A 25,527-nucleotide genomic window follows, 5' to 3' on the forward strand; every position below is an offset into this window, starting at 1 on the left:
ATTTACTTTTTTTTAGAAATACAAAGTTCAAATATAATAAAAATATTTTATTTAACAACAAAAACAATAATTTTGACTTTTAAAAATATAAAAAATAAAAATTATTTAAACAATTTGATTCAAAATAAGTCATTTTTACAAAATCAATGTTTCATTTTCCGCAGCTATTTTGATATGACAAAAAAAGAATTACTTTTATACTTTGAAAAAAAAGTGATTTTAACTTAAAAAATCAAATAAATGGAAATATTAGATGAATTCGATGTCAATATAATCAAAGAATTAGAAAAAGATGGAAGAATGGCTTTCTCTGTCATTGCTTCCAATTTAAAGATATCAAATACGATGGTTCACCAACGTATCAACAAATTAACAGAGCAAGGAATTTTAACCGGAATCAAGCCTGTTATCAACGAAAAAAAAGTAGGATATGATTGGGGAGCTTTTACCGGTATTTCCCTGAAAAAAGATCAGGATTCAGGTCGAATTATCGAAGAGCTGAAAAAAGTTCCGGAAATCACAGAGTGTTACTACATTACAGGATCTTACACCCTTTACGTAAAAATCATCGCCAAGAATCATGAACACATGAGACAGATTCTTTATGAAAAAATTGATAATATCCCGGGCATAGCCAAAACCAATTCTATTATTGAACTGGGATGTGCCTTCAAGCGAAACGTATCGCTTTAAAAAAAATGATTGCCCCTACTGTTACTATCCATTTAATATTCAATAAAAATGCGGTATCACAAGAATCATTTAGTGCTGGCTTTATTCTTCTTTTGTTTCCACTTTTCTGTGTTTTCGCAAAATGTAAATACTAAGGAATACAAAAGACTAAAAAAGCTGGCGCAACAAGTTACTGTCATTCGTGACAATTGGGGCATCGCGCACGTCTACGGAAAAACAGATGCCGATGCTGTATTTGGAATGCTTTACGCGCAATGTGAAGATGATTTCAAACGCGTTGAAATGAATTACATCGAAAAACTGGGGAGACTTTCTGAAATAAAAGGACCATCCGTTTTGTATAATGACTTAGAAATCCGGCTTTTGATTGATGCTAATGAAGCAAAAGCCGATTATAAAAGGGCAGCTCCCTGGCTGAAAAAATTATTAAACAGCTATGCCGATGCCATCAATTTTTATTTACTCAACCATCCTGAACAAAAGCCTGCTTTATTAACCCATTTTGAACCTTGGTATCCCTTACTTTGGACAGATGGCAGCATTGGAGCCATTAGTACGGCCGACCTGACTACCAAAGAACTGAGAGCATTTTATTCCGATGAGACCGACAAAGTTGCCTATGTCGAAAGAGAAAAGGACATGCAGACCGGTTCTAATGGATTTGCATTTGCGCCTTCAAAAACCGCATCAGGAAATGCAATTTTGTATATCAACCCACACACTACTTTTTATTTCAGACCCGAAATACAGATGACTAGTGAGGAAGGACTTAATGCTTATGGCGCCGTAACTTGGGGACAGTTCTTCATCTATCAGGGATTCAATGAAAATTGTGGTTGGATGCATACTTCTTCCGCTGTAGACGTAGCCGATATTTATGAAGAGAAAATCGTAACCAAAAACGGCAAACTGTTTTATGAATACGACAGTAAATTATTCCCTGTTAAAGAAAAACAAATCACCATCAATTATCTGGACAACGGAAAATTGATTCCAAAAACCTTTCAAACATATTTCACCAATCACGGGCCCATCATGGCCAAAAGAGATGGGAAATGGATTAGCCTGAAATCAAACAATCGTTCCATGGATGGATTGGTACAAAGCTGGGTAAGAACAAAAGCAAAAGGATTTGATGACTACAAAAAGGCTATGGATTTAAAAGCCAATACATCAAATAATACTGTTTATGCGGATAATAAAGGTAACATTGCCTACTGGCATGGAAACTTTATTCCTGTTCGGGACAAACACCTGAATTGGTCAAAAGCTATGGACGGCACTACCTCGACTACAGAATGGAAAGGACTCCACGATGTTTCGGAGACGGTTCACGTATACAATCCAACGAATGGCTGGTTACAAAACTGCAACTCTACTCCTTTCAGTGTGGCTGGTGCCAATAGTCCAAAAGAAGAAAATTATCCTCCTTATATGGCTCCCGATGGTGAAAGCTACAGAGGGCTAAATGCCGTTAGATTATTAGACAAAGGCAACCATTATACTCTAGACAAAGTAATCGCCGACGGCTATGATAAAAAGCTTTCCATTTTTGAAGAATTGATTCCTGCTTTAATCCGCACATTTGAAAAAAATGTACAATCCGGAGATTCTCTTTATACGGATTTGACTGAACCAATTACTATTCTCAAAAACTGGGATTATTATGCCACCGAAAATTCCGTAGCCACCACATTGGCCAACGAATGGGCATTAAAATTGAATCCCGTTATACAACAAACCTACATCGAAGAAGGAGAATTAGATCAGGTGGAAAACACCAGACTTTTTGCTAAAAATGCCACTGCCGACCAAATGCTTCCGCAACTGCAACAGGTAATTAACGAATTGAACACAAAATTTGGAAGCTGGCAAATTTCTTGGGGCAGCATCAATCGGTTTCAGCGAATATCTGGAGAAATTGAATCTGTTTTCAATGATAATTTAGAAAGTTTACCCATTGCAAACGCTTCTGCTCTTTGGGGATGTTTGCCGGCTTACAGAAGTGCTTATCAGAAAAACACCAAAAAGAGATATGGATACAGCGGCAATAGTTTCGTATGCGCTGTCGAATTTGGAGATAAAATAAAAGCCAAATCATTACTGGCAGGCGGAAACAGTAGCGATCCAAAATCAAAACATTTCTACGACCAGGCGGTGATGTACCAAAAAGGAATATTCAAAGACGTGCTTTTTTATAAGGAAGATGTTCAAAAAAATGCGGAACGCAGCTATCATCCGGGTGAATAATTCAAATCAAAAAATCGTTATATAAAAAGATCTTTTTTGACATAATGATTCCAATTTTAGTACTATTTTTTTTTAAATTTATTATTTACTTTATTATTATTCAGATATTTGTGTATAAAATTTAACCATTATGAAAACAATAACTCATTTGCTTTGCGGAATGCTTTTATGTTCAAGCGTGTCATTTGCACAATTGAAAGCTATCAAATACAGTGATGGAAGTCAGGTTTTAAACGGTTTCGAAATCAGTCCGGCTAAAAAAAGCAATCAAAAACCCGGAATTCTGATTCTTCCTGCCTGGATGGGAATCGATCAACACTCCAAAAACACAGCAGAAAGTCTGGCCAATCTTGGATATTATGCTTTTATAGCCGACATTTATGGCGAAGGCAATTATCCAAAAGACTATGCCGAAGCAGGAAAAAATGCCGGTTATTACAAACAAAATACATCCATTTACCAAAAACGAATTGCATTGGCATTGGAACAATTAATCAAGTCGGGAGCCAATCCGGATAACATTGTGGTTATTGGTTTCTGTTTTGGAGGAACCGGCGCGCTTGAAGCTGCCAGAAGCCATATGAATATACAAGGTGTTGTTTCTTTCCACGGTGGTTTAGGGAAAGACGCTGCAAGAGCAACCGAACCGATTACTGCCAAAGTACTGGCATGTCATGGTGCTGATGATCCTTACGTCTCAAAAGAAGAAGTTACTGCTTTCCAACAGGAAATGCGTGATGCAAAAGCCGATTGGGAAATGATTTACTATGCTAATGCTGTACACTCCTTCACAGATCCTGCAGCTGGAAATGATAACTCAAAAGGAGCGGCCTATAATGAGAAAGCGGCCAAACGCTCTTTCGAACACATGAAAGTTTTCCTGAATGAAGTATTGAAAAAATAATTTCGATTCCACCACAACCAAAAGTACGTTTTATGGGGAAAGACGCTTTAAGAAAAGACAAGACTTGTTTAAACTGCAGATATGTGGTCGAAAATAGATTTTGCCCCAATTGTGGGCAAGAAAACACCGATACCCGAAAAACATTTTATCATTTGTTCGTTCACTTTTTTGAAGACCTAACACATTATGAAAATGCTTTTTGGAAAACCATAAGGAATCTGCTATTAAAACCGTCAACCCTTACCAAAGAATACCTTTCGGGAAAACGCTTATCCTATTTAGCACCTGTAAGGCTGTATATTTTTATCAGCTTCGTCACCTTTCTTACGATCGCCATTTTTCCGGGTAAAGATGCCCTTGAAATAAAAGCCAATCCACCAGAACACGTTACAAAAACAGCAAATGACAGTTTAAAAAAAGGGAACATTGCCGAAAAAGAACTAACTTTTGACTATGGCTATAAATCCGTTCAGGAATTAGATTCCATACAAGCACACAGCACTCAAAAGGAGAAGCTATCGGATTTTAATTATTGGATTAGCCGAAAATTCCAAGTCGTTAAAGACAATAATACCGATAAAGAGATTATTGAAAAATTTCTGGAATCCTTCATTCACAATCTACCTAAGGTATTGTTTATATTCATGCCTTTCTTCGCTTTTTTTCTTTGGCTTTTACATAGCAAGAAACGTTGGTATTACTTTGACCACGGCATTTTTACACTCCATTATTTCTCCTTCTTATTGTTGCTTTTTTTAATCCTTTTTCTAATCAACAAAATAGAGACATTCTTTGAAGAATCGAATTTTATCAGTTTCATCACAATACTTTGCAATATTGTTGGAATTAGTTGGATGATGTACTATTTTTACCCGGCTCATCATCGTTTTTATGGTGAAACAAGATTAATTTCATTTATAAAAAGCATATTGCTTCTCATACTGAATATAATTTTGTTTATCATCATTATGACACTATATGCTATTTACACATTTATCAATTTACATTAAAGAAATGAAGAAATTATCCTTATTGGGGTTAGTACTTATTTTAAGTGCAGCTTGCTCCACCCAAAAAACACTTTCAGATAGTGTTGAACCTACCAAATACATGAATACTATTACTGCCGATGATTTAAAAACACATCTTTATATCGTAGCTGCCGATTCAATGGAAGGTCGTGAAACAGGTTCTGCCGGTCAGAAAAAAGCAGGTAAATACCTCATCAATCAATACCAAAAAAACAATATCCCTTTCCCAAAAGGAGCCGTTAATTATTACCAACCTATTCCTGCCGCTTATCTAAACAAGAAATATGGTCAAAAACTGGGTGACTCAGAGAATATCTGGGCATTTATTGAAGGTTCTGAAAAACCGGAAGAAATCGTGATTATTTCAGCCCATTACGATCACGTTGGTATGAAAGATGGAGAAATCTATAATGGTGCCGATGATGACGGTTCCGGAACAGTGGCTTTGCTCGAAATTGCGCAAGCATTTGAAATAGCCAAAAAAGAAGGAAATGGTCCTAAACGTTCTATCTTATTTCTTCATGTTACCGGTGAAGAACACGGTTTGCACGGTTCCCGATTCTATTCAGAAAACCCTTTGTTCCCTTTGGCAAACACCATCAGTGATATAAATATTGATATGATTGGTCGTCGTGACGAAGCGCACGCAGGAAGCAATAATTATGTATATGTAATCGGTGCTGATCGATTGTCAACCGATTTAGACAACATCTGTACCATCGCAAACACCAAATACACTAATCTGGATTTAGATTACAAATACAACGATCCAAAAGATCCAAACCGTTTTTACGAGCGTTCTGATCATTACAATTTTGCTAAAAACGGTATCCCTGCAGTATTCTTATTCAACGGTGTCCACGCGGATTACCATCAAAAAACAGATGAAGTTGACAAAATTGAATTTGACGCATTAGCCAAAAGAACCCAATTTGCTTTCGTAATCGCTTGGGATTTGGCCAACCGAACACTAAGACCTTTGGTAGATAAAAAATAGAACTATAATTAGGGCACATCCCGCCGAAAAAAGCGGGTCGGGCTATCCGTTCTAATCTTTTTGGTGATGAAAAATCACCAAAAAGGATTTCCACTTCTATCCCTTGTGCAAACCCTATACAAAAAAAGCCTTGATGCAATTCAAGGCTTTTTTTGTCACTATCCATTAAAAAAAAATAGGGGCAGCTTTATTCTTCCGTTTTTTGTTTAGCCCAAGAAACAACCTGAACACCTTCGGAATAGCACACTTTTTTAGGACTGTTTCTCATTAAGTTCTTAAACCTGGCATAGTTCACTTCCAAGCTGACAATTTCAATTTCTCTGATAGGCCATTCGACATGATGAATTTCAAACCGATTGATCGAATCATTCATGTCCTGAAACAACGAATACCTTTCGGTTAGCCATTTGTCAAGCTCCGTTTTTTTTGTTATTTCGCCCCCAAGTCGAAACTCAATTTCAAAATTGTCATTAAATTCTTTATTGAAAGATTGGTACTGATATTCAGTCCTGCTGATTACAGAATGACGATAAGGCAATCCGGAAATTTCTTTTGCAATTTTACAGGACAGTTTCTTCCCTCCTTCAATACTTAAAAAGTAAACCCCTGTTTTATCTCCTGATTTAATATAAGTCCGAATATTAATCTCATAAAAATTAGAAACCGGAGGAAAATACGGAAGATTTCTGGGTCTGACCTTTTCCATCGAAAAGGCAACCAAAGAAACCCATGGCTTCCCCTCAAACAAATCGATCTCAAGTGCTGTCGGGACATATTTCCTCAACTCATCATAATTAACTTCCCAATGAAGAAAAATGACGTTATTCCATTCTTGATAAAATTGCCAATTCTCACTCGGAATTCCCCAAGGACGATGTTTTGCTTTATTTAAAATTTCTTTGATTGTCATTTTTTCAATTGTGAAAAGTATTTTGTGGACTTACTGCCACTAATTTACATATTTCTTTCTTACAGTATTCAGAACAATTGAAATTTGAAACAAGTCCAATTCTTTTTTGAGGTGTTACTTTTTAAATAATTTAGATGCCCCGTTTCTTCGGAACTAAGTATCTAACTATCTATTTTATCGACGGGCTAAAGTCCGTTGTGTCCCATTTTATAAAACTGTACTTCAGTCCGGTTTTTATACATACAAAAAAAGCCTCGAATTTCTTCGAGGCTTTTGCCTTTTGGGTGGATGACCGGGTTCGAACCGGCGACCCTCGGTACCACAAACCGATGCTCTAACCAGCTGAGCTACAACCACCATTTGCTTAGCGGTTGCAAATATAAGACAAATGTTTACTTTCGCAAAGATTTTTTTAAAAAAATTACACGAAAATTATATCAAATCTCCTAAACTATTGACAGCCAAATATCTTTCAACCGTAAAACCTTCTGCAAATTCCACTCCGGTTAACCTTCCTAAATCCCTGGAACGGTAATTTAAGCTTTCCAAGAAGTTTTTACTCGTAATCGGAGATTCCGGTTCATTAGAAGTCGGATCATAAAACTGCGAGCGATAAGCCAGTATTGTTTCAATCTTTTTATCGGTAAAGCCAGTAATATCTACAACAAAATCCGGTTCAATATTTTTCCACTGAATATAATGATACACCAGCTTGGGTCTCCAGCAATTTTGCTTTTCACCATCCACCACCGTTTCAATTTTCATTAGTCCCGATAAGAAACACGCATCCGAAACCAGTTTACTTCCCTTCGCGTGATCGATATGACGATCGTCAATAGCATTGCACAAAACAATTTCAGGACGGTACTTACGGATCATTTTTATAATTTCCAACTGATGCTTTTCGTCATTCACAAAAAATCCATCTCGGAAATTCAAATTCTCCCGAACAGAGACACCCAATATTTTTGCGGCAGCATTCGCTTCCTGATCTCTAATTTCAGCTGAACCTCTAGTTCCTAATTCGCCTCTGGTCAAATCTACAATCCCAACGGTCTTCCCTAAGGATACTTCTTTTAAAATAGTTCCTGCACAACCCAATTCCACATCATCAGGATGCGCTCCAAAAGCTAGTATATCTAATTTCATCTATGTTGTATTTTTATTTCATTAATTTCAATAGCGATAGCAAAACCTAAAAAACAAAATCAATCGAAATTCTCATTTCTCTATTTTCTTCATTATCATTGGAATTGACATTGCTATTATTATTGTCATTGCAATTTTTCTGTTTTCTGAATTCTAACTTAAAAAACTCCTCTTCATCGTCATAGACTTATTAACGCTTTCCTCCCACTCTTTCTCAGGAACACTGTCTTTGGTAATCCCACAGCCCATATATAAATGTGCTTTTACTATTCCAGGTTTTGAGCCAAATTCTATTTGCATGCAGCGCAAATTTACAAACAAATCAGTATGTACGGAATTGGGTTTAGAACTACTGTTCAACTCCCCCATAAAACCCGTATAAAAAGTCCTGTCATAGTTTTCATTCTTCAAAATAAAAGCTTTTGAATCATCTTTCGGCAAACCGCAAACCGCAGGTGTTGGATGCAGCAAAGCAATAACTTCCTTTAAATGCGAATCAGAATTCAAAGTCCCCGAAATATCCGTTTTGATATGCCAAATACTTCCCGCCTTCACACTATATGGTTTGGAAACCAGAACTTCCTCGGCAACGTTTTCAAGCTTTGCCACGATATAATCAGTAACAAATTGTTGTTCTTCTTTTTCTTTCTGCTCCCAAATTGTTTCCGTCAAACCGGTATCTTTCTGTGTTCCCGCCAAAGCAATTGTCTCAAAAACAGTATCCTTTGCTTTCAATAATTGCTCGGGACTGGCACCCAACCAAGTTCCTACCTTTGGATGATAAAAACAATACACAAAAGTCGAAGGATACAACTGAACCAATTTCTCGAAAGTCAAAACCAAATCGAAATCAGCCAAATCAACCGTTTCTTTTCGGGACAAAACCACTTTCTTGAATTCGTTGTTTTTTATGGCGCGAATCCCTTTGGTTACCAGATCTACAAAGTTCTTTTTGGATGCTTCATCTGGCAAACTGCCTTCTTTATCAACCAAAGCAATCTCTTTTTTATCCCAGACGGCACTACTTCTCTCCGATTGATTCTCTGGAATGATATACGTTTGATTACCATCAAAAGAAGAAAAAACAAAGCCTTTTTCACTAAAATCACTTACATGATACAAAGAGTCATTTTGTTGAAACAGTCCTGTAACCGTATCGGAATTGGGTTTACAATAGACTACAAAAGGTAAATGTTGTTCCAATTGTTTTTGGACTTTATCTAAAATCACTTTCATTATTTATCTTCACTTTTTCTTTTTGGCAAAACCATATTCGTCAATTTGCAAAGCGAAATCAAATTGTCTTGCTCATCAGTAATTCGTATTTCCCAAAGATGAATACTTCTCCCCTGATGAATTATTCTAGCCGTAGCCGTTACCATCCCATCACGTTTGGCTTTGAGGTGATTTGCCGCGATTTCTATTCCGCGAACTTCACTGACTTCCGAGTTAACAAACAGCATCGAGGCCGCACTACCCACACTTTCGGCCAAAGCTACTGAAGCCCCGCCATGCAACAATCCCATAGGCTGATGAACTGATGGATTTACAGGCATAGTCGCTACCAGAAAACCTTCTCCGGCATCTGTATATACAATATTTAGGGTTTCCATCAAGGTGTTTTTTGACACCTTATTACAATAGTGAAGGATTTTTTCTTTATCGAATGTCATGTTTACTGCTTTAGAAATGTAAAATTAAATAAAAGATAAGTTACAAAATAACAAATGCAATGGTTATTGTGAATTCAAATTTTAAAATCATTCCTAAATTCAAATTAGTTTTTTCCTACTTTTACCAAAAATCTATCAAAAATGCGCACGTTATCTTTCCTTTTTTTTATTGGAATCCTACTGTCAATCGGCTCATGCCGCTCTGATTTTGATACAGTAGCCAGCACAGGAGATTTGGCATTTTCAAAAGATACCGTCTATTTAGATACTGTTTTCACAGATATCGGTTCCAGTACCTACACACTAAAAGTATACAATCACAGCAAAAAGGACATCACCATACCAACAATCCAATTCGGAAAAGGGCTGAATTCCAAATACCGAATGACCGTTGACGGAATGCAGGGAACCGAAGGAAAGGTTTTCAACAATGTAGATCTTTTGGCCAACGACAGTTTGTATATTTTCATAGAAACAACTGCCAATATAGCGGATGCGAATCCTACAGATTTTTTATATACAGACCAAATTCAATTTGATGGTGGAGAAAATCTTCAAAAGGTAGCATTAGTAACCCTTATTAAGGATGCTGTTTTTCTATACCCTCAGCGATTTGAAGACGGAACTACCGAAACACTTCCAGTTGGTGACGAAGAAATTGATGGTTTTTATCTCGATGAAAATGATCCCATTAACGGAAATGAACTCCATTTTACCAATACAAAACCCTATGTAATTTACGGCTATGCAGCTGTCCCGTCAGGAAAAACAGCCACTTTTGATGCAGGATCCCGAGTCCATTTTCATGCTAATTCCGGATTGATTGTAGCCAACAGCGGCTCTATAAAAGTAAACGGAACGGTATCGACAACTGACAAACTTGAAAATGAAGTCATTTTTGAAGGCGACCGACTGGAACCTGATTTTTCGGATGTACCGGGACAATGGGGAACTATTTGGCTCACCGATGGCAGTACCAACAACAACTTGAATCATCTCACCATCAAAAATGCAACTATTGGTTTATTGATTCAAAACAATGACGGCACAACGGTCAGCATAAAAAACACCCAAATTTACAATTGTACCAACTATGGAATTTTGGCACAAACTGCAAAAATTGAAGGAGAAAATATCGTTATCAATAATGCCGGACAAGCCAGTTTGGAATGCTCGTACGGTGGAAATTACCAGTTTACCCATTGCACTTTCAATAACAACTGGAACAGTTCAAAACAAGTGGCCGTTTCCGTCGGCAATTATATCCTGGGAGCAGTTCCGGAATCAAAAAATTTAACCGCTGCCACTTTCAATAACTGTATTATTTACGGTTCTTACTCCAATGAAATGATTTTAAACAAAAAATCAGACGCTTTATTTGAATACCAATTCAATAATTGTCTGCTCAAATTTGACAATGTTTCCAATTCATTTAGTACAAATCCCGATTATCAGTTTGAAACAGATCCTACGCATTACAATGCTATCATCTTAAATAAAGATCCTAAATTTCTGGACGTTTCTCAAAATAAATTCAATATTGACGAGACTTCAGCCGCTTTCGCAAAAGGGAATCCGGCGTTCAACATCCTCTTGGATATTTTAGGAAACACCAGAACTTTACCTCCGGATTTGGGAGCATATCAGAGCAAAACTTTCCCGGAATAATTTTTTAAAAAGTCTTCTCTTTCTCATTTGCTCTTGCTATTTATTTAAACTAAATTTGCACCGTCATACAACAAACTACACAACAATGATTCATTTCTTTGAAAACCAAAGCAAAACTGTTTTTGCAGTACAAACGCAAAACGAAATTTCGGCTCAAGACATTTCAAAACTTAACTGGCTTTTTGCCAATTCAAATAAAATAGAGAAATCCGTTCTGACGGATTTTTTTGTTGGTCCTCGCGCTACCATGATTACGCCTTGGAGTACCAATGCGGTTGAAATTACCCAAAACATGGGAATTCCCGGAATCATCAGAATCGAAGAATTTTATAAAGTAACAGCCGATTTCTCTGATTTCGACCCAATGCTTTCTCAAAAATATACTGAGTTAAACCAAGATATCTTTACCATCAATATCAAACCGGAACCTATTCTGAATATTGATGATATTGCTGCTTACAACAAACAGGAAGGATTGTCTCTAAGTCCTGAAGAAGTGGATTATTTAGATAATTTGGCAACCAAATTAGGTAGAAAATTAACTGATTCTGAGATTTTCGCTTTTTCACAGGCCAATTCAGAGCACTGTCGTCACAAAATTTTCAACGGAACTTTTGTTATTGATGGTGAAGAAAAAGAAACATCTCTTTTCAAATTAATCAAGAAAACATCACAAGAAAACCCTAACGATATCGTTTCTGCTTACAAAGATAACGTCGCTTTTGTAAAAGGGCCGAGAGTACAGCAATTTGCACCTAAAACTGCCGACAAACCTGATTTTTATGAAATAAAAGAATTTGATTCGGTTATCTCATTAAAAGCAGAAACGCACAATTTCCCAACTACTGTAGAACCTTTCAACGGAGCTGCAACAGGTTCGGGTGGAGAAATTCGTGACCGTTTGGCTGGAGGACAAGGTTCTCTACCAATGGCGGGAACAGCCGTTTACATGACATCTTACTCAAGATTGGAAGAAAACAGACCTTGGGAAGACGCTGTTCAAGAAAGAAAATGGTTGTACCAGACACCAATGGATATTTTGATCAAAGCTTCTAACGGAGCTTCTGATTTTGGAAATAAATTCGGGCAACCATTAATTACAGGTTCTCTTCTTACTTTCGAACACGAAGAAAACAACCGTAAAATTGGTTACGATAAAGTAATCATGCAAGCAGGTGGAATTGGTTACGGAAAGTTAGACCAAGCCATCAAACACAAACCACAAGAAGGCGATAAAATCGTTATTTTGGGTGGAGAAAATTACAGAATCGGAATGGGTGGAGCTGCAGTTTCATCAGCAGATACGGGAGCTTTTGGTTCAGGAATCGAATTGAATGCAGTGCAACGTTCTAATCCGGAAATGCAAAAACGTGCTGCCAATGCCATTCGTGGTTTGGTAGAAAGTGACAATAACCCTATCGTTTCAATTCACGATCACGGCGCGGGTGGACACTTAAACTGCCTTTCAGAATTAGTGGAAGAAACAGGAGGTTTAATTGATTTAGACAAATTGCCTGTGGGCGATCCTACCCTATCTGCAAAAGAAATTATTGGTAACGAATCTCAAGAAAGAATGGGATTGGTCATTGGTAAAAAAGACATTGACATTTTACAAAGAATTGCAGACAGAGAGCGCTCTCCAATGTACCAAGTGGGTGACGTAACCGGCGATCACCGTTTTACATTCCAATCAAAATCGACTGGTTTAAAACCAATGGATTACGCCTTGGAAGATTTCTTCGGAAGTTCTCCAAAAACAGTAATGACTGATAAAACTATCGATTACAACTATGCTGGTTTAGAATACAGCGTAAAAAACATAGCAACTTATTTAGAGCAAGTATTGCAATTAGAGGCCGTAGCTTGTAAAGACTGGTTGACCAATAAAGTGGACCGTTGCGTAGGCGGAAAAGTAGCCAAACAACAATGTGCAGGACCATTGCAATTGCCATTAAACAATTGTGGTGTAATGGCTTTGGATTATTCAGGAAAAGAAGGTGTTGCGACTTCAATTGGTCACGCTCCTATCTCTGCCTTGATTGACCCTGTTGCGGGAAGCAGAAATGCGATTGCTGAATCTTTATCAAATATCGTTTGGGCTCCAATTAAAGACGGATTGAAAGGAATTTCTCTTTCAGCTAACTGGATGTGGGCTTGTAAAAACGAAGGAGAAGATGCTCGTTTGTATGCTGCTGTAGAAGGTTGTTCCGACTTTGCAATCGAATTGGGAATCAATATTCCAACAGGAAAGGATTCACTTTCAATGAAACAAAAATATCCAAATGACGAGGTAATTGCTCCGGGAACGGTAATTATTTCTGCTGGAGGAAATTGTACTGATATTCGAAAAGTAGTAGAACCTGTTTTACAAAGAGATGGTGGTTCTATTTACTATATCAATTTGTCACAAGACGACTTCAAATTAGGAGGATCTTCTTTTGCACAAATCCTGAATACCATCGGAAACGAAACACCAACAATTAAAGATGCAGCCTTTTTCAAAAGCGCCTTCAATACAATCCAGGAATTAATTTTAGACAATAACATCCTTGCAGGTCATGACATTGGAAGTGGTGGTTTGATTACTACTTTATTGGAAATGTGTTTTGCAGATGTGAATTTAGGTGCTAAAATCGATTTCTCTGTTTTTGAAGAAAAAGACATTATCAAATATCTTTTTGCTGAAAATATTGCGATTGTTTTCCAAGCTAAAGACGACTTGGCAGTGGAGAGCAAGTTAAACCAAAACGGTGTAGCTTTCTACAAATTAGGAAATGCCACTCATGAAGCAACTTTAGACTTTGGCCCATGCAAATTAGACATTGCAAAATACAGAGACATCTGGTTTAAAACGTCTTTCTTGTTGGATCAAAAACAATCTAAAAACGGAACTGCACAAGCACGTTTTGACAATTATAAAAACCAAGCTTTAAACTATACTTTCCCGGCACACTTTACAGGAAAAGCACCTGTAATCGACAATTCGAAACCACGTCCAAAAGCAGCGATCATTCGTGAAAAAGGAAGTAATTCGGAACGTGAAATGGCAAACGCAATGTACTTAGCCGGTTTTGATGTGAAAGATGTCCACATGACCGATTTGATTTCAGGACGTGAAAACCTGGAAGACATTCAGTTTATCGGTGCGGTGGGTGGATTCTCGAATTCAGATGTTTTGGGTTCTGCCAAAGGTTGGGCCGGAGCCTTTTTGTACAATGAAAAAGCGAAAACAGCTTTAACCAATTTCTTCAAAAGAGAAGACACTTTATCTGTTGGAATCTGTAATGGATGTCAATTGTTCATTGAATTAGGGCTAATCAATACGGAACACACGCAAAAACCACAAATGTTGCACAACGAGAGCCACAAACATGAGAGCATCTTTACTTCTGTAACAATACAAGAAAACAATTCGGTGATGCTATCAACTCTTGCAGGCGCAACACTAGGAGTTTGGGTTTCACATGGTGAAGGAAAATTTAGCAAACCAATGGCCGAAGAGCACTACAACATCGTAGGTAAATATGGCTACGAAGGTTATCCTGCCAATCCAAACGGTTCTGATTATAACACCGCAATGATGTGTGATACAACAGGAAGACATTTAGTGATGATGCCACACATTGAGCGTTCTACTTTCCAATGGAACTGGGCACATTATCCAAAAGACAGAAACGATGAAGTTACCCCTTGGCACGAAGCTTTTGTGAATGCCAGAAAATGGATTGAGAAAATCTAAGTAAAATCATTTAAATATTTAAAAGCGTTCATCGAGGTGAGCGCTTTTTTTATGAAAAAACAACAAAATGCAAGCTATAGTTTTTTGATAAGCCCTCTCTTACTTAATCTATATTTATCAAGCTATTACGCCTTTATTTCGTTTAACAATTGACAGTTAAAAAATTTTTACATTAATTTGTCCCTTATGGGCAATGAAATAGATAAACTACATTCCGTTTGGGTTGGCACTCAGAAAAAGGCCATTGAAAACACCTTATTATCGTCAATACAATTCGATCAAATTACCAGTGCCATAATCAGCACCGGCCCTTTCTACTTTTACATTGTGGACTTCTATGATATGTCGTTGTCCAACATCAGTTCTGAAATAACTGAAATCCACGGTTTTGATCCCGAAACGGTTACTTTCAATGATATTCTTGGAACCATTCATCCTGACGATATCGAATTCATTTCAAAAGCGGAAGCATCAATAGCTGATTTCTTTTATAAAAAATTGGGGGTTGACAAATTAACCAACTATAAAATAAATTACAGCTTTAGAAGCCGAATGAAAAACGGAGACTATTGTATGCTAAACCATCAGGCAATCGTGCTTACTTTAGATTCTAAAGGAGGATTCGGAAAATCATTAAATATTCACACCAAGATTGACCACCTGACTAAAAACAACACCTATCAATATTCCCTAATCGGACTGAATGGCGAAGTATCTTATATGAATATTGATGTTTGTGAGAATTCAGAATGTATTTCAGAGTTTTCGAAAAGAGAAATTGATATTATTAAACTAATTGCCGAAGGCTTGGATAATACCAAGATTGCCGATACTCTTTTTATCAGTGTGAATACGGTAAAACAACATCGTAAAAACATTTTAAAAAAATCCAACTCAAAAAATACAGCCCAATTAATTAGAAAAAGCACCTTGCAAGGTTTACTCTAAATTCAGAAAATGAATAGTTATAAACCCTTGCCAAAAAAATCTTTTTGACTTCTCCATTAATTCTCCTTTCACTAGTAATTCTTTGAAGGTATTTCATAGCTAAAAAACAAAATTTTGGACACTCAAGTCTTTCAATTTACAAGGAAAGCTTTAATACTCAATTCGATAAACTCTAGAATTTTATTTTTATTCCTTCCACTCCGCAACACAAATTTTATTGATTTTGTTAGCACTAATTTCATTAGATTTGCTTTCTTCGAAATTGCTCGATTTACAGAGACGGACAAGAACAAAAATTAAAATCCTATAAAAGTACTGCCCCTGCTTTTTTAAGATATTCAACAACCCTAAAATAACCTACAAAAATGAAAACCCTTAATTTATTTTTCATTACACTTTTTCTTTGTGTAACCCATTCTTACGGCCAAATTGAAATTAACAAAATTACCGTCAAAGATCAGGACCATTTTATTACAACAACTATAGGATATCCGGTAACAGGATTGTATCTCTATGAAGGAAAAACAGAACCTATCGTTCAACTGAATGCCAATGGTAGTGGAACTTTCCAATTTGAAGACCTGAGTAAAAAAGATATTAGCTGGGGAATTGAATGTTCTGAAAAAGGAATTCCGATATTCAAAGAAGGATTTAATAGTGCCTCCTATTCGCTTTATTACAAAAACAATGATGAGGAAAACAACGATTGGATTGTAGTGCAATTTTCGATTCATTATACCAAAAATAAAATGTATATCATGGGCGAAAGAGTTAAGGATTATGTGGATGAAATTGAATAATCCTTTATCTCCCAAATCATAAAAACATACGCATCTCAAAACCAATGTTTCTCGCTAAAAATAAAATTACTACACCTTTAAAAACAGAAATTTAATACCTTCATTTATATTTTATTAGTAAATAATGCACAATTTGAAAGGTCATTAAGCAGTTATTTGGGATCCGAAAGAAATCGATTTCGTTGAATATCAATCCTACTGCTTCTTTTTTGTCATTTAATTTTTAAAAAACAAAAAAGATTATTAATTTTTATTTAATTTGCGAAAAAATTTCAATTATTCCTATAATGACAAACATATCTCGCCTTTTTGATTTTCCTTATTATCAGCAAGAAAACTTCAATATTCCAGATGCATTGGTGACCAAGCAAAATGGAGTTTGGAAAAAAACCTCTACTGATGAATATATCGCCAAAGCCAATGCTATTTCGAGGGCTTTACTTCGAATGGGGATAAAAAAAGACGATAAACTTGCCCTCATTTCTACCAATAACAGAACTGAATGGAACATTATGGATATTGGAATTTTGCAAACCGGTGCGCAAACAGTTCCTATTTATCCGACTATTTCAGAAAACGATTATGAATATATCCTGAATCATTCCGGGTCTATATATTGTTTTGTATCGGATGAAGAAGTACTTAGAAAAGTAAATTTAATCCGTGATAAAGTTCCTGCCCTAATAGAAGTTTATTCTTTTAACGAAATCAGTGGTTGTAAAAATTGGAAAGAATTACTCAGCCTTGGTGCGGACGAAAGCAATCAAAATGAGGTTGAAGAAAGAAAAAACAATGTAAAAACAGATGATTTAGCGACAATAATTTATACTTCAGGAACCACTGGAAAACCAAAAGGCGTAATGCTTTCACACAAAAATATTGTATCTAATGTACTGAACAGTGCGTCCCGAATTCCTTTTGAAGCTGGTCATAGTCGTGCCTTGAGCTTCCTTCCTATCTGTCATATTTTCGAAAGAATGATTTTGTATTTATATCAATACTATGGTGTATCGGTTTATTTTGGAGAATCAATCGATAAAATCAGTGACAACATCAAAGAAGTAAAACCAACGGTTATCACTGCAGTTCCGAGATTATTGGAAAAAGTTTACGATAAAATTTACGAAAAAGGAACTCAATTAACCGGAATCAAAAAGAAACTTTTCTTTTGGGCGATTGATTTGGGACTGAAATACCAACCTTATGGTGCTAATGGCGCTTGGTATGAATTCGAACTTAAAATTGCCCGAAAATTAATTTTCAGTAAATGGAAAGAAGGTTTAGGAGGTAATTTGGATTTAATGGTTTCGGGTTCTGCCGCATTACAACCACGATTAGCCCGAATTTTTGCCGCCGCCGAAATCCCGGTAATGGAAGGCTACGGTTTGACCGAAACATCTCCTGTTATTGCTGTAAACGACATGAGGAATAAAGGATTCAAAGTGGGTACCGTTGGAAAACCAATTGACAATGTAGAAGTTAAAATAGCCGAAGACGGAGAAATTCTTTGCAAAGGACCTAACGTAATGATGGGCTATTACAAAGATGAAAAACTAACCTCAGAAGTTATTGAAAACGGCTATTTTCATACGGGAGACATTGGCGAAATTGATGCTGAAGGTTTCCTTAGAATCACCGACCGTAAAAAAGAAATGTTCAAAACTTCAGGTGGGAAATATATTGCTCCCCAACTGATTGAAAACGTAATGAAACAATCTCGTTTTATTGAACAAATCATGGTGATTGGTGATGGTCAGAAAATGCCGGCCGCATTCATTCAACCTAGTTTTGAATTCATTAAAGAATGGGCTAAAATTCATCATGTAAACATTGGAACCACCAATGAGGAAATTATTGCCAACCCAAAAGTCATTGAGCGTGTACAAGAAGAAATTGACAAACTAAATGACAAATTTGGAAATTGGGAAAAAATCAAACGTTTCGAAATGACCGCTGATACCTGGTCTATTGAAGGCGGACATCTCACTCCTACCCTGAAACTAAAACGAAAAATTGTTATGGAGAAATATATTGATTTATTTCACAAAATCTACAATTAGATTTCCATAAATACACTGAAATCATGAAGCTAAAAATCATAATTTGTTTGCTGTTCAGTATCTTTTTATTTTCTAATTGTAACGAAAAACCAAAAGAAGATGCTATAAAAGACAATTATTTAGATTTTTCGCAACGTGATGATCAACTTACAGGAGGCATTAAAATGATTCCTGTAAAAACTCCAATTGGAACTTTTAAAGTCTGGACCAAAAGGGTTGGCAACAACCCTAAAATAAAGGTGCTTTTGCTTCACGGCGGCCCCGGACTGACGCATGAATTATACGAATGCTTTGACGGTTATTTCCCTAACGAAAGCATCGAGTACATTTATTACGATCAATTGGGTTCTTATTACAGCGACCAGCCTAAAGACGATAAACTTTGGACAAACGAACGTTTTGTAGAAGAAGTGGAACAAGTGCGTATCGCTTTGGGTTTAGACAGTTCTAACTTTTATATATTAGGACAATCCTGGGGCGGAATCCTCGCGATGGAATATGCCTTAAAATACCAAAAGAACTTGAAAGGCTTGATTATTTCGAATATGATGGCCAGCATTCCTGAATATAATGCTTACGCAAAAGAAGTTCTGGCGCCGCAAATGGATCCGAAAATCCTCAAACAATTACAGGAGATCGAGAAAAACAACGATTTTGAGAATCCAAAATACAGTGAACTGTTGTTCAAACATTATTACACAGAACACATTCTAAGAAAACCTTTGGAAGAATGGCCGGAATCGATCAACAGATGTTTCAAACACATCAATCCTGAAGTATATGTTTTCATGCAAGGCCATAGTGAATTTGGCATCACGGGAAATGCTTCCTTAAAAAACTGGAACGTCAAAGCCCGACTAAAAACCCTGACGGTTCCTACCCTCAGTATCGGTTCTAAATACGACACTATGGATCCCGAACACATGAAATGGATCGCCAATGAAGTACAAAACGGACGCTTTTTGTTTTGCCCGAACGGCAGTCATCTTTCGCAATACGATGATCCCAAAGCCTACTTCACTGGTGTGATTAAGTTTTTGAAAGATGTGGATAGTGGGGAATTTAAGAAAGGATAAATAATTCAAAAGGTGATAGAAATATAAAAGCGTCCTGAATTGGGACACTTTTGATTATTTATAAATTTTTAAACTCTTTTTTTGCTTGAGCTTTTAGCTCTTCTAAGGTAACTGGTGATCGCTTGGACCCATGCCTAACTTGGCTCTTTCCTTAAATGATATTTTGTAGTTCATGTTTCTTTATGAGACATAAATAAAGATTTATTTTTACTAATACTTAAGACACTTACTAACCGAAATGACTTCGGAAAATTTGTAAATCAAACCAAAAAATCTGAAACCAATCTTTGTTTGAATCGGTCAATGGGTTTTAAATCGACATTGGTATCTCCATTGAAAATATCAAAAGGATCGTCCAGGCCGCTAATCAATAAATACAAATAGCAAAATAAAAACGTAATGGCAGAGGTCACTAAATAATCGGCTGATGGACTTTTGAATTTGGTAATCAGTAAAAGAGACATCACTATGAACAAAATGCTTTGAAGCAAAGTATATGCAGGCTTAATGAAATTATTTCTGGAAATCGAATACGCCCGAGTAAGCTGTTTTCGCATCGCGTTGGTGTTTTCCTGAATTCCTTTTATGGCTTCTTTATCGACACCTCTTTCGGCAAAATAATAAGCAATTTCATTGGACTTTCTTATTAACGGAAAGATAACGGTAGAATCTTTACCGCTGGAATAAATCCATGAAATGATGCCATCGGTAATGGTAAGCATTTCTTGACGTAAAAATGCACTGTTTAATTCTTCCTTACACAAATCGGAGGTTCCAGTTCTTGGCGCTCTGAAAGCCAGATAAATCCAATCTTTGATTGCTTCCAAATTTGAAGCTACTTCTCCGGGAATCTTTTCACTCTCTTTGAAATCGGTCATGGTTGCGGCCAATAATAATCCGAACACAAAAAACGCACCCGTAAAAATTATCGTAATATCCGAGAGTTCTATCAAATCATGAAAATCCTGCCCGAAAAGAGAAAGATTTTTGAAAATAAAATTTTTGATTCCCAAAATAATAAATGCGGCTATAAGTGATTTTATGATTATGGTTCGGTTTGATATAAATTTCATGATTGTATTTTTTTTTACCAAAGTAAGAAAAATATATTCCACTCTCGTGCATTTGATTTAATTAGAAACACAATTTCATCTCTTTTTTAGAGCTCAAAAAAGCATCTTTTCTTTGTTAAAACGAAAATATACTGGGCGTGCATAATATTTTCAAACTCCTTATTTCAAAGGAGTTTTTTATCTATATTTATAAAAAATTAAAAAAAACATATTTTATTATGCATGCATAGTATATTTTTTATTATATTTGAAATCGATATAGTTACTTATGAAAGACAAAACATTAGATTATATTTTACGTGCAACTTGGCAAGCTGTTTCAAGAATGTACAACGAGGAAGCCTCTAAATACGGCGCAACAATGGCAACAGGTTTTGCTTTGCTAAGTATGGATAAAGAAAAAGGAACGCCCTCAACCGCATTGGGACCAAAAATGGGAATGGAAGCGACAAGTTTGACCAGAACCTTAAAGTCAATGGAGGAAAAAGGATTAATCATCCGAAAAAAGAATCCTGAAGACGGTCGCGGCGTTTTGATTTACCTGACAGATTTTGGTAAAGAAAAAAGAGAACTGTCAAAAAATACAGTTTTAAAATTTAATGAAACGGTTAGGCAACATATTTCTGATGAAAAATTGAACCATTTTATAGAAGTGGCCGAAATCATCAATGAGTTAATTCATGAAAAAAATATTTTTAATCAACCCGAAAAAAAGGAAAATGAAATCGCCAACAATCAAAAAAACAATCAATAATTGAGAAAGGCGATACCTCATGATCGTTATCGGGATCACATAAAAAACAAATAAAAACCACGTATGAAACGAGTAATTAAAAGAGTTGCAGTAATCGGATCCGGAATTATGGGGTCTGGAATTGCCTGCCATTTTGCCAATATTGGTGTAGAAGTTTTGCTTTTGGATATCGTTCCAAGAGAACTTACTGATGCTGAAGCCAAAAAAGGTCTTACTTTAGAAAGTAAAATTGTAAGAAACCGATTGGTGAACGAGCATTTGGCTAATTCATTAAAATCAAAGCCATCCCCGATTTACAATCAAAAATTTGCCAATCGCATTACGACTGGAAATACAACCGATGACATGGCGCAAATTGCAACTGTTGATTGGATTATTGAAGTAGTTGTTGAGCGTTTGGATATCAAAAAATTGGTTTTTGAACAAATTGAAAAATTCAGAAAACCGGGAACTTTGGTTACTTCAAACACTTCGGGAATTCCGATTCACTTTATGAGTGAGGGAAGAAGTGACGATTTTCAGAAACACTTCTGCGGAACACACTTTTTCAACCCTGCCCGTTATTTAAAATTATTCGAAATCATACCTGGTCCACAAACTTCATCTGAAGTTTTAGACTTCCTAACTACATACGGTTCAAAATTCTTGGGTAAAACTTCGGTTGTAGCCAAAGATACTCCAGCTTTTATCGGAAACCGAATCGGGATCTTTGGAATTCAGAGTTTATTCCATTTGGTTAAAGAAATGGGACTAACTATTGAAGAAGTAGATAAATTAACCGGTCCAGTAATTGGCCGACCAAAATCTGCTACTTTCCGTACTGTTGATGTTGTTGGATTGGATACTCTAGTTCATGTTGCTAACGGAATCTATGAAAACTGTCCAAACGACGAAGCACATGAATTATTCAAACTTCCGGATTTCATCAACAAAATGGTGGAGAACAAATGGTTTGGAAGTAAAACAGGACAAGGTTTTTATAAAAAAGTAGATCGCGACATTCTGTCTTTGGATTTAGACACATTGGAATATCGTCCGGCTAAAAAAGCTTCTTTTGCAACTTTAGAATTGACAAAAACTATCGATAAACCTATTGATCGTTTTAGAGTTCTGGTAAAAGGGAAAGACAAAGCAGGTGAATTCTACAGAAAAAGTTTTGCTGGAATGTTTGCCTACGTTTCTAACAGAGTTCCTGAAATCACAGATGAATTATACAAAATTGATGATGCAATGAAAGCCGGTTTCGGATGGGAAAATGGTCCTTTCGAAATTTGGGATGCCATTGGTGTTGCAAAAGGAATCGAAATCATGAAAGCGGAAGGTTTAGAACCTGCTGCTTGGGTAAATGATATGCTAGCTTCTGGAAGCTCTAGTTTTTATACCGTAAAAGAAGGAGCTACATATTTCTATAATATTCCGACAAAAGCGCAAACTAAGGTTCCTGGACAAGATGCATTTATCATTTTGAACAACATTCGCGAAAGCAAAAAAGTATGGAGCAATAGCGGAGCAATCATTCAAGATTTAGGAGACGGAATTTTGAACTTAGAATTCCAATCTAAAATGAATACTATTGGTGGCGATGTACTGCAAGGAATAAACAAAGCAATTGACTTAGCTGAAAAAGAATACCAAGGTTTGGTGATTGGAAATCAAGCGGCAAATTTCTCTGTGGGAGCGAATATCGGAATGATATTTATGATGGCTGTTGAACAGGAATATGACGAATTGAATATGGCTATCAAGATGTTCCAAGACACAATGATGCGTGTACGTTATTCTGGAATCCCAGTTATTGTTGCGCCACACGGAATGACATTAGGTGGTGGTTGCGAAATGAGTTTGCATGCTGACAAAGTGGTTGCTGCCGCTGAATCATATATTGGATTGGTAGAATTTGGAGTTGGTGTAATTCCAGGTGGTGGAGGTTCAAAAGAAATGACATTAAGAGCATCCGATTTATTCCGCAAAAATGATGTGGAATTAAATGTTCTGCAAGAATATTTCCTGACTGTTGCTATGGCAAAAGTGTCTACCTCAGCTCATGAAGCATTCGATTTAGGAATTCTTCAAGCTGGAAAAGATATTGTTGTAGTGAACAAAGACCGTCAGATCGCCGAGGCTAAAAAACATGCTTTGTTAATGGCTGAAGCTGGTTACACACAACCAATTCGCAGAACGGATGTGAAAGTTCTTGGAAAACAAGCGCTAGGAATGTTCTTAGTAGGTACTGACCAAATGCAGGCCGGTAAATACATCTCTGAACACGATAAAAAAATTGCCAATAAACTGGCTTATGTAATGGCGGGTGGTGATTTATCTGAGCCTACCTTAGTATCTGAGCAATATTTATTAGACATCGAACGTGAAGCATTCCTATCACTTTGCACCGAAAGAAAAACATTGGAGCGTATCCAATATATGTTAACCAAAGGGAAACCACTTCGCAATTAATTTTAAATTATAAATTATGAATTACAAATTACGAATGAACTTCATTTAAAATTTATAATTCAAAATTCAAAATAATAGTTATGAAAACAGCATATATAGTAAAAGCATACAGAACAGCCGTGGGGAAAGCTCCAAAAGGTGTGTTCCGATTTAAAAGACCTGATGAATTGGCCGCTGAAACCATCGAGTTCATGATGAATGAGTTGCCTGATTTTGACAAAAAGCGCATTGATGATGTAATGGTTGGAAATGCTATGCCGGAAGCAGAACAAGGGTTGAACATGGGGCGTTTAATCTCTTTGATGGGATTGAAAATCGAAGATGTGCCAGGTGTTACCGTAAACAGATATTGTGCTTCTGGTTTGGAAACCATAGGGATGGCTACAGCCAAAATCCAATCAGGAATGGCCGATTGTATAATTGCAGGTGGTGCTGAAAGTATGAGTTTTATTCCGATGGGAGGTTACAAACCAACTCCTGATTACGCTGTTGCAAAAGAAGGACACGAAGACTACTATTGGGGAATGGGACTTACTGCTGAAGCTGTTGCCAAACAATACAATATCTCCAGAGCCGATCAGGATGAGTTTGCTTATAATTCACACATAAAAGCTTTGAAAGCACAAGCAGAAGGAAAATTCGATAAACAAATTGTTCCTATTACCATCGAACAAACTTTCATTAATGAAAAAGGCAAAAAAGAAACGAAATCGTATACTGTCACCAAAGATGAAGGCCCAAGAGCCGGAACATCTATAGAAGCATTAGCCGGTTTAAGACCTGTTTTTGCTGCAGACGGAAGTGTAACTGCAGGGAACTCTTCTCAAATGAGTGATGGAGCTGCATTCGTCTTAATCATGAGCGAAGAAATGGTGAAAGAATTGAATTTGGAACCTATAGCCCGTTTAGTAAACTTTGCTTCCGCAGGAGTTGAACCAAGAATCATGGGGATTGGTCCTGTAAAAGCAATTCCAAAAGCTTTAAAACAAGCCGGTTTACAATTGAAAGATATTGATTTAATTGAATTAAACGAAGCATTCGCCTCACAAGCATTGGCAGTTGTCCGTGAATTAGAAATCAATCCAGATATCGTAAACGTAAACGGTGGCGCAATCGCACTGGGACACCCACTGGGTTGCACCGGAGCAAAACTATCAGTTCAATTATTCGACGAAATGAAACGCCGAGGAAGTAAATACGGAATTGTAAGTATGTGTGTGGGAACTGGTCAGGGAAGTGCGGGGATTTATGAATTATTGTAAGAGATAATAGATAAGAGACGAAGAGATAATAGATTTTTGTCAATTAAAATCCGCTTTATTAAATCAAAGTTTATCATCTGCCAATC

The 25,527-nt window shown here is 36.6% G+C and carries 19 protein-coding genes and 1 tRNA gene; 14 read left to right on the forward strand and 6 right to left on the reverse strand.

The genetic code is table 11. The features are described from left to right. The first annotated feature begins 240 nt into the window (after positions 1-240). From ABEB23_RS06370 to ABEB23_RS06390, 5 genes are all read left to right on the forward strand, one after another. On the forward strand, positions 241-693 hold the full coding sequence (locus ABEB23_RS06370; protein ID WP_348811641.1) for an Lrp/AsnC family transcriptional regulator: 453 nt from the start codon (positions 241-243) through the stop codon (positions 691-693). A 48-nt stretch (positions 694-741) separates the two neighbouring features. Further along, the gene (locus ABEB23_RS06375) at positions 742-2,943 is read left to right on the forward strand and encodes a penicillin acylase family protein (protein ID WP_348811642.1); all 2,202 of its coding nucleotides are present in this window, start codon (positions 742-744) and stop codon (positions 2,941-2,943) included. A 130-nt stretch (positions 2,944-3,073) separates the two neighbouring features. Beyond that, positions 3,074-3,847: a dienelactone hydrolase family protein gene (locus tag ABEB23_RS06380; RefSeq protein WP_348811643.1), complete on the forward strand. Its 774-nt coding sequence runs from the start codon at positions 3,074-3,076 to the stop codon at positions 3,845-3,847. Positions 3,848-3,879: 32 nt separating this feature from the next. Next, on the forward strand, positions 3,880-4,857 hold the full coding sequence (locus tag ABEB23_RS06385; RefSeq protein WP_348811644.1) for a DUF3667 domain-containing protein: 978 nt from the start codon (positions 3,880-3,882) through the stop codon (positions 4,855-4,857). A gap of 4 nt (positions 4,858-4,861) precedes the next feature. Beyond that, positions 4,862-5,875, forward strand: a complete 1,014-nt coding sequence (locus ABEB23_RS06390) for a M28 family peptidase (protein ID WP_348811645.1) — start codon at positions 4,862-4,864, stop codon at positions 5,873-5,875. Between the two features lie 187 nt (positions 5,876-6,062). Here ABEB23_RS06390 and ABEB23_RS06395 read toward each other — a convergent pair whose 3' ends face one another. From ABEB23_RS06395 to ABEB23_RS06415, 5 genes are all read right to left on the reverse strand, one after another. Beyond that, positions 6,063-6,785 carry a YqjF family protein gene (locus ABEB23_RS06395; RefSeq protein ID WP_348811646.1) on the reverse strand — a complete coding sequence of 241 codons (723 nt, stop codon included), beginning with the start codon at positions 6,783-6,785 and terminating at the stop codon, positions 6,063-6,065. Positions 6,786-7,068: 283 nt separating this feature from the next. Continuing rightward, a tRNA-His gene (locus tag ABEB23_RS06400) sits at positions 7,069-7,142 on the reverse strand. 75 nt (positions 7,143-7,217) lie between these two features. Then, the gene (bshB1, locus tag ABEB23_RS06405; RefSeq protein WP_348811647.1) at positions 7,218-7,934 is read right to left on the reverse strand and encodes a bacillithiol biosynthesis deacetylase BshB1; all 717 of its coding nucleotides are present in this window, start codon (positions 7,932-7,934) and stop codon (positions 7,218-7,220) included. A gap of 153 nt (positions 7,935-8,087) precedes the next feature. After that, positions 8,088-9,170, reverse strand: a complete 1,083-nt coding sequence (locus ABEB23_RS06410) for a chorismate-binding protein (protein WP_348811648.1) — start codon at positions 9,168-9,170, stop codon at positions 8,088-8,090. Next, positions 9,170-9,607, reverse strand: coding sequence for a PaaI family thioesterase (locus tag ABEB23_RS06415; RefSeq protein ID WP_348811649.1), 438 nt, complete (start codon positions 9,605-9,607; stop codon positions 9,170-9,172). Before ABEB23_RS06415 ends, ABEB23_RS06410 begins: the two co-directional genes overlap by 1 nt. Before the next feature lie 141 nt (positions 9,608-9,748). Between ABEB23_RS06415 and ABEB23_RS06420 the strand changes: the two genes are divergently transcribed. The 6 genes from ABEB23_RS06420 (at position 9,749) to ABEB23_RS06445 (ending at position 19,898) form a co-directional block, all read left to right on the forward strand. After that, positions 9,749-11,275, forward strand: coding sequence for a hypothetical protein (locus ABEB23_RS06420; RefSeq protein ID WP_348811650.1), 1,527 nt, complete (start codon positions 9,749-9,751; stop codon positions 11,273-11,275). Between the two features lie 85 nt (positions 11,276-11,360). Beyond that, positions 11,361-15,014 carry a phosphoribosylformylglycinamidine synthase gene (gene purL / locus ABEB23_RS06425; RefSeq protein ID WP_348811651.1) on the forward strand — a complete coding sequence of 1,218 codons (3,654 nt, stop codon included), beginning with the start codon at positions 11,361-11,363 and terminating at the stop codon, positions 15,012-15,014. Between the two features lie 186 nt (positions 15,015-15,200). Next, complete coding sequence (locus tag ABEB23_RS06430; RefSeq protein WP_348811652.1) at positions 15,201-15,962, forward strand: LuxR C-terminal-related transcriptional regulator; 762 nt, start codon at positions 15,201-15,203, stop codon at positions 15,960-15,962. Between the two features lie 365 nt (positions 15,963-16,327). Continuing rightward, a complete protein-coding gene (locus tag ABEB23_RS06435) occupies positions 16,328-16,762 on the forward strand; it encodes a hypothetical protein (protein ID WP_348811653.1) in 435 nt (144 codons plus the stop codon). 287 nt (positions 16,763-17,049) lie between these two features. After that, positions 17,050-18,822, forward strand: coding sequence for an AMP-dependent synthetase/ligase (locus ABEB23_RS06440; protein ID WP_348811654.1), 1,773 nt, complete (start codon positions 17,050-17,052; stop codon positions 18,820-18,822). Positions 18,823-18,845: 23 nt separating this feature from the next. After that, complete coding sequence (locus ABEB23_RS06445; protein ID WP_348811655.1) at positions 18,846-19,898, forward strand: proline iminopeptidase-family hydrolase; 1,053 nt, start codon at positions 18,846-18,848, stop codon at positions 19,896-19,898. Between the two features lie 260 nt (positions 19,899-20,158). Here ABEB23_RS06445 and ABEB23_RS06450 read toward each other — a convergent pair whose 3' ends face one another. Beyond that, positions 20,159-20,971 carry a hypothetical protein gene (locus ABEB23_RS06450; protein ID WP_348811657.1) on the reverse strand — a complete coding sequence of 271 codons (813 nt, stop codon included), beginning with the start codon at positions 20,969-20,971 and terminating at the stop codon, positions 20,159-20,161. Between the two features lie 268 nt (positions 20,972-21,239). On the opposite strand from ABEB23_RS06450, the gene ABEB23_RS06455 reads away from it, so the two are divergent. The 3 genes from ABEB23_RS06455 to ABEB23_RS06465 all read left to right on the forward strand — a co-directional run bounded on the left by ABEB23_RS06455 (position 21,240) and on the right by ABEB23_RS06465 (position 25,441). After that, positions 21,240-21,725: a MarR family winged helix-turn-helix transcriptional regulator gene (locus ABEB23_RS06455; protein WP_348811658.1), complete on the forward strand. Its 486-nt coding sequence runs from the start codon at positions 21,240-21,242 to the stop codon at positions 21,723-21,725. Between the two features lie 63 nt (positions 21,726-21,788). Next, entirely contained in the window at positions 21,789-24,179 is a 2,391-nt protein-coding gene (locus tag ABEB23_RS06460; protein ID WP_348811659.1) for a 3-hydroxyacyl-CoA dehydrogenase/enoyl-CoA hydratase family protein, read from the forward strand. A gap of 80 nt (positions 24,180-24,259) precedes the next feature. Then, entirely contained in the window at positions 24,260-25,441 is a 1,182-nt protein-coding gene (locus tag ABEB23_RS06465; RefSeq protein WP_348811661.1) for a thiolase family protein, read from the forward strand. Positions 25,442-25,527 lie beyond the last annotated feature (86 nt).

The sequence above is a fragment of the Flavobacterium maritimum genome, assembly GCF_040049085.1.
Lineage (GTDB): Bacteria > Bacteroidota > Bacteroidia > Flavobacteriales > Flavobacteriaceae > Flavobacterium > Flavobacterium maritimum.